The 7074-nt window shown below is 39.4% G+C and carries 5 protein-coding genes; 3 read left to right on the top strand and 2 right to left on the bottom strand.

Annotated features, from left to right (window positions below; all coding sequences use genetic code 11):
* Window positions 1–174 precede the first annotated feature (174 nt).
* Window positions 175–3042 carry a CHAT domain-containing protein gene (locus tag A0J48_RS25470; RefSeq protein WP_200327365.1) on the top strand — a complete coding sequence of 956 codons (2868 nt, stop codon included), beginning with the start codon at window positions 175–177 and terminating at the stop codon, window positions 3040–3042.
* A 244-nt stretch (window positions 3043–3286) separates the two neighbouring features.
* A complete protein-coding gene (locus tag A0J48_RS25465; protein ID WP_200327364.1) occupies window positions 3287–4234 on the top strand; it encodes a trypsin-like serine peptidase in 948 nt (315 codons plus the stop codon).
* Between the two features lie 279 nt (window positions 4235–4513).
* Here the strand turns inward: A0J48_RS25465 and A0J48_RS25460 are convergent, their stop codons facing one another.
* Together A0J48_RS25460 and A0J48_RS25455 are read right to left on the bottom strand one after the other, a co-directional pair.
* Window positions 4514–5047: a helix-hairpin-helix domain-containing protein gene (locus A0J48_RS25460; RefSeq protein ID WP_200327363.1), complete on the bottom strand. Its 534-nt coding sequence runs from the start codon at window positions 5045–5047 to the stop codon at window positions 4514–4516.
* A gap of 14 nt (window positions 5048–5061) precedes the next feature.
* Window positions 5062–5436 (bottom strand): NINE protein, encoded by a 375-nt coding sequence (locus tag A0J48_RS25455; RefSeq protein ID WP_200327366.1) that lies wholly within the window; start codon window positions 5434–5436, stop codon window positions 5062–5064.
* A gap of 481 nt (window positions 5437–5917) precedes the next feature.
* On the opposite strand from A0J48_RS25455, the gene A0J48_RS25450 reads away from it, so the two are divergent.
* The gene (locus A0J48_RS25450) at window positions 5918–6868 is read left to right on the top strand and encodes a J domain-containing protein (protein WP_200327362.1); all 951 of its coding nucleotides are present in this window, start codon (window positions 5918–5920) and stop codon (window positions 6866–6868) included.
* The last annotated feature ends 206 nt before the right edge of the window (window positions 6869–7074 follow it).

The following is a 7074-nucleotide window of genomic DNA, read 5'->3' as shown; positions in this document are numbered from 1 at the left end:
CCTGCACCCCTGCCTACCCTGCCTCCTGCCCCCTGCTATACATCACTAATGACTGTTCAAACATCATCTTACACTTGACATTGGCTGAGATTGTTACAAAAAACGCAACAGCACCCCAGATCATAAATTACCCCTCGTACAATCCAAGTAGTGAGGAGTAATAGAGGCAAAATCATGAAATATCAGGGAAATGACCGGGGTTTGCTACCGATATTTAGCCGTTGCGGGTTAACAATGTTGCTAACTGCGGTGTTACTGGTGGACTCAGTGGGAGCAATGCCCAGAGGTACAGGGTTACAGATAGCACAACAGCAAGGAACACAACAGGAAGCTATGGGTGCTAAGGCTGAAAAGTTATTTCAAGAAGGAATGCAGCTTTATCGGCAGCGTACAAAGGAATCTTTATTACAAGCAATTAATAAATGGGAAGAAGCACTTCTCCTATATCGTGCAGTGGAGGACAGGCGTAGTGAAGCTACTACTCTCAATAATATTGGCTTGGTCTACGACTCCCTGGGAGAAAAGCAGAAAGCACTGGAATACTATAACCAAGTGCTTCCCCTAGATCGTGCAGCGGAGGATAAGGGTGGTGAAGCTACTACTCTCAATAATATTGGCAGTGTCTACGACTCCCTGGGAGAAAAACAAAAAGCACTAGAATACTACAACCAAGCACTTCCCCTCAGACGTGCAACGGAGGATAAGCGCCGTGAAGCTATTACTCTCAATAATATTGGCCATGCCTACGACTCCCTGGGAGAAAAACAAAAAGCACTAGAATACTACAACCAAGCACTTCCCCTCAGACGTGCAACGGAGGATAAGGGTGGTGAAGCTACTACTCTCAATAATATTGGTGCTGTCTACAACTCCCTGGGAGAAAAACAGAAAGCACTTGAATACTTGAACCAAGCACTTCCCCTATATCGTGCAGCGGAGGATAAGGGTGGTGAAGCTACTACTCTCAATAATATTGGTGCTGTCTACAACTCCCTGGGAGAAAAACAGAAAGCACTTGAATACTTGAACCAAGCACTTCCCCTATATCGTGCAGTGTCGAATAGGAGTGGTGAAGCCACTACTCTCAATAATATTGGCATGGTCTACGACTCCCTGGAAGAAAAACAGAAAGCACTGGAATACTACAACCAAGCACTTCCCCTCTCACGTGCAGTGTCGGATAGGGGTGGTGAAGCTATTACTCTCAATAATATTGGCTTAGTCTACAACTCCCTGGGAGAAAAGCAGAAAGCACTGGAATACTTGAACCAAGCACTTCCCATCAGACGTGCAGTAGGGGATAGGGATGGAGAAGCTACAACTCTCATCGGCATCGCTTACCTACAACGCAGCCAAAACAACCTCCAAGCAGCCCTGACCAACATTCAAGCCGCCATCAACATCATCGAAGAACTACGCACCAAAATTGCCAGTACAGAACTACGGACATCCTACTTCGCCACCAAACAGGACTACTATAAATTCTACATAGACCTGTTAATGCAGCTACACAAACAAAACCCCAACAAAGGCTACGACGCACAAGCATTACACATTAGTGAACGTTCCCGCGCTAGGGGTTTAGTGGAACTTCTCACCGAAGCTAACATCAACATCCGTAAAGACATTAACCCCCAACTCCTAGCGGAAGAAACCCGGTTACAGTCCCTCAGAGATGGTAAAGAAAAACTCCTCTCAGAACTAATGAGTCAACCAAAACCACCTAGCGAAATTATCCAAACCACTAACCAAGAAATTCAAAACATCATCCAACAACAAAAGGAACTCAAAAATCAACTCCGCGCTACTAACAAAGAATACGCAGACTTAAAATATCCCGAACCTCTAACATTACCCCAAATTCAACAACAATTAGACCCTGATACAGTCCTATTACAATATTCATTAGGTGCAGAAAATAGTTATTTATGGTTAGTCACTCATAACAGTTTCACCACCTATCAACTACCCAAAGAAGCAGATATTAAAAAAATTGCCCAACCATTAATTGACCAATTAAAAGCACCCGTCATTGCTGGTGCATCACTACAGGAAACCGCCCAATATGTAGCAAAAACAGCTAAAGCAACTAATGAACTCAGTCAAATAATTCTTAAACCTGTGGCTGATAAATTAGGGAAAAAACGGTTAGTAATTGTCGCTGATGGAATTTTACATCAAATCCCCTTTGCTGCATTGTCTGACCTCACCGAAAAAACTAAATATCAACCTTTATTAGTCAATCATGAAATCATTAACTTACCATCCGTCACCAGTTTAGCTACCCACCGGGAAAAACTCAAAAACCGCAAAACAGCACCGAAAAAATTAGCTGTATTAGCTGACCCAGTTTTTAGTAATAATGATAGCCGTGTTACAGGTAAAACAGAAGTTGCTTTATCCACAGATTTAGATTTAGAACGTTCTGCTTTAAGCCGTTCTAGTGCTAATAGAGGTTCATTATCTCGACTTCCAGGAACTCGTAAAGAAGGAGAGGAAGTTTTAAAACTTGTTCCCAATAATGAAAGTATCCAAGCCTTTGATTTTGATGCTAATTATGAATGGGTGACACAACAAAAATTAAATCAATATCAGATGGTACTTTTTGCCACTCATGGACTAATTGACATGAAAAATCCAGAGTTATCTGGCATAGTTTTATCATTATTCGACAAACAAGGAAAAGCAAAAAAAGGATTTTTAAGATTGAATGATATTTTCAACTTAGATTTACCAGCGGAATTAGTGGTATTAAGTGCTTGTGAAACAGGTTTAGCTGGGGAAGTTAAAGGAGAAGGTTTAATAGGTTTAACCAGGGGTTTCATGTATGCTGGTGCGGCTAAGGTTGTGGTATCTTTATGGAAAGTCAATGATGACGCAACAGCAGAATTAATGACTGAATTTTCTGGTCAAGTATTGAAAGAAGGTAAATCTCCCATTGTGGCTTTAAGAAATGCCCAGTTAAAATTATGGCAACAACAAAAAACCCAAGACCCGCGTTTTTGGGCTGCGTTTACCGTGCAAGGTGAATGGCAGAAATAGGTTTAAATCTCTGTTTGTGGGGTAGGCATCCTGCCTGCCCATGATTATTAAAGGATATCTGAGTCAATATAAAAATTATTCGTTACAAAAATTGTAACTGCAACAGGATTTATTCCTTGGCATTTTATAATTTAAAAGTCAAAGATTCATTTTCTTATTAATGGTGCGTTACGCTGCGCTAACACACCCTACGAATTACCAAAAAATCTACACATTACAGAATTTTAAATGAGGAGTGTTTACCATGTCTAAAAGACTATTTGCTTTATTAACAGTAAGCGCAGTAATTGTAGCTGCTGCTGGTTTATCTGTAGAAGCACAAAGTAAACCTAAAGATAAACCAACAAATGCCCCTACTTTTGTAAAATTGGAAAATGCAGGTAAATTAAATTTATCTTCTGCTGGTAATCCTTTTAAACCTCGTAATTTTAAACAGTCTAAAAAACCTTATGCTGGAGATCGGGGTATTATTGGCTATGATAACCGTGAACCAATGCTAAGTAGAGAATATCCTTGGTCTGCTATTGGTCGGATTCAAGGAACTACCACAGACGAAAAAAATTATCATTGTACAGGTACTTTAATTGCTGAAAATTTAGTATTAACAAATGCCCATTGTGTGATTGATCCGAAAACTCATCAACTCAGTAGAGAAATTGCTTTTTTACCTAATGTAATTAACGGTCAAGTTGCTGATAGACAAGATATTGCTTTTGCAGAAAGAGTAATTTATGGTACTGATTTTACAGCAGATACAATCACTAATCAAACTCAAGATTGGGCAGTAGTCAGATTAAATAAACCAATTGGTAGAAAATATGGTTATTTAGGCTGGAGAAATTTACCAGTTTCAACGATGATTAATAATCCCAAAAAATTCTCTTTTGTTGGTTATTCTGGTGATTATCCTAATTCCAGTAAAAGAGGTTATGAGTTTTTAAGTGCTGGTGCTGGTTGGACTGCTGGTTTTCAAGAGGGATGCAGTATTGTGAAGGAAGAGAGAGATATACTGTTTCATGATTGCGACACAACCGGAGGTTCTTCTGGTGGTCCGATTATTGGTTGGATTAATAATCAGCCTTACATTGTAGCCTTGAATAATGCTGAAATTAAGAATGTTAACACCAATGAAGGTATTATTAATTTAGCTGTGAATATATCTTTTTTAGATAGACTGGCTGGCAGAAATTAAGGATACAAAAATTTTCACATTCTGCGCCTATAGGTGAGAATAATTGATAGTTCTGAAAAATCCCAGGCAGAAAAATTTTATTTAGAGGATGTTTGAAAAGTATCAGAATTAATCGAGATCCCCCCAACCCCCCTTACAAAGGGGGGCTAAATTCCTCAAAGTCCCCCTTAAAAAGGGGGATTTAGGGGGATCTGCGGGTGTCAGATCCCACAGGAAAAAGTTTTTAAACAACCTCTAATTTTTCTGGTTGAGTTTAACTTTATCTGCCAAAAAGGAGTGTCAATAAAACCGCAAATAATACATTAATCGTGCGATCGCCTCACCAGACAATTCTAGCCGTTGCTGAAAATCCACCAAATTACGGTAAGAACCAGCAGTCAGGCGGTTTTGCACCACTGCTTGCGCTAGAGTTAAGTCCATCAACGGAATTTTCATCAAAGTCTCTACCGTTGCTGTATTTGCATTCACCTGTATAGTATTAGCTAAAGATTCATCATCATAGTAACTAAAATTTAACAAAGGTTTCAGTGGTTCTACTCGATGAACTGGGACACTCAACGCCGCAGCAATATCTTCTATACAGTAAAATTTTACACCAGAACGTGAAAGTTCCACCAGCGATCGCCCTTGGTGAATAGACAAACCCGGTAAGCGTAGCCAATCATCTACACTTGCTTGATTGACATCAATACGCATCCCCAGTTCTGCTGCGATCGGAATTTCTTCTCCAGACTGTAGACGATAGTAAGGATCATTCAGTAATTTCGCCCGCAGTTTTTGCAATTTGAGATTTATAGGTAGCCAATTATTCATTAGTATTACTTACGTCAAGAAATTTGATCCAGCATCTGGCGGCGTTTTTGCTCAAATTCATACTCAGAAATCAATCCATCTTGGCGGAGTCCATCCAACTCACGCATAGCATTAGCTACGGATTCTACTTGATTACTTACTGGTTGGGATATCTTCACTACTGACTGACCTAAATTAAAATTCTGGTTAAAAGCTTCTTCGTTTTGGGCTAAATACCAAACCCCTTCTATAGCACTAGCTACCTTGGGAATTGGTGTCCAAGATAACAATACATATACAATTCCCCATAATGGCTGTCCTAGGTAAAATTTATGTAGTCCGGAAATTGTAACTGTACCAGAAAAAGCTAAAATAGCAGCTATACTTCGACTTTTACGTTTATTTAACATCATCTCTATCTGTCTCCAAATCATAAACTCTCAAACAAACTCTTACCATTACTAGTTATATGTATCAATTTAGCGTGGTATTTTTTCGTAAAACATAATATTAGAAATCCATGATGAATTTAGTCAGTCGCTAGGTAACTCGATTTTGGATTGACGATTACCCTTCGGGAAGCCGAAGAAAGCGTCTATGGATTTTGGATTGACTCCACCCTCAAGTGTAGAGCTTAAAAATTTTGGATTTGGGATTGATAATTTTTCCGTCCTGAAGGACTCCTGACTCATACCAAATTTTTTTCATCTAAAATCTAAAATCTAAAATCCCCGGTAACTGCTACTCTTGATCATCTAGGTCATTTCAATCCCCACCACCGAAATACATATAATATAGTCTAAGGCTTGATATCAATTTACCTAATCCAACAAAAACTCTGCATTTAGCTTTGATGATACCTTAAAGCTCTTGCTTGCAAATGTTAAAACAATGTCACAAAACTTCCTCCCACCAGAAATACTTGAATTACTTGTTGACCCCTATGCTGTTTTGGGAGTTTCTGTGAATGCGGATGAGCGCCAGATTTCTAAGCGATATCATGCTTTAGCAAAGCAACTACACCCTGATAATTATGTTAATATTCAAACTCCCGACAAAGATTTAGCCAGAATTATATTAACTCGTTTAATTAATCCCGCTTATCAGCAATTAAAGCAAGAAAAAAAGCGTCTTGACACAGTATCAACATTACGATTAAAAGCAAGATCATTGAATCCACAGGTGATTACAGAGTTGCAAAAAGCCGTAAATATGCAGATTATACCAATGTCTGCACAAGAAGCTGATTTTTTCTATGAACAAGCGATCGCCTCTTGCACAGAAACCCAATATAAGTCTCTGCAAAAATCACATCAAGTAACCAGATACATCAGTAAACTAAATTTAGTTTATTTATCGCTGCCAAAACACAATACCTTTGAAACACAAACTATAACAACGGAATTGAAGTCAACAGCATCGAAGTCAATTGTCCCTCGGCCAGAAATTCCAAAAGTTACATTCCAACTATCTGAAGACAAAAATTCTAAAGCTACTCCCATCAACTATGCTCAACGTCACTATGAGCGAGCTGTTCAATATGGACAACAATCACAATGGGCCCTTGCAGTCAAAGAACTGCGTGATGCTATCAAATTAGAGCCAAACAACAGCGACCATTATGCCTTACTAGGAGTAGTGCATTTTCAACAGAACTTTCCAGGAATGGCAAAAGTTTATATACGTCAAGCATTAAAACTAAACCCAAAGCATCCACTAGCTTTAAAATATGCTGCCCTACTGAAAATAGAGGCCATTGAACAATCTCCTCCTAAATCAATGGGAAAAGCCCTGGGTATCGCCCGGTTATTAAGTCGCTTTCTATCTGGTCATGATTCTTGAAGGAGGCAGGAGGCAGGAGGCACAAGGCAGGAGGCAGGAGGCACAAGGCAGGAGGCAGAAGGCAGGAGTTCAGGAGTTCAGGAGTTCAGGAGTTCAGTAGTTCAGTAGTTCAGTAGTTCAGTAGTTCAGTAGTTACAGGAGTTACAGGAGTTACAGGAGTTACAGGAGTTCAGGAGTTCAGAAGAATAAGTAAGAAGAATAAGAAG

Source organism: Sphaerospermopsis aphanizomenoides BCCUSP55 (assembly GCF_001586785.1).
GTDB lineage: Bacteria > Cyanobacteriota > Cyanobacteriia > Cyanobacteriales > Nostocaceae > Sphaerospermopsis_A > Sphaerospermopsis_A aphanizomenoides_A.
The sequence above is the reverse complement of the archived record's forward strand: the minus strand, read 5'-3'. Positions and strand labels throughout refer to the sequence as shown.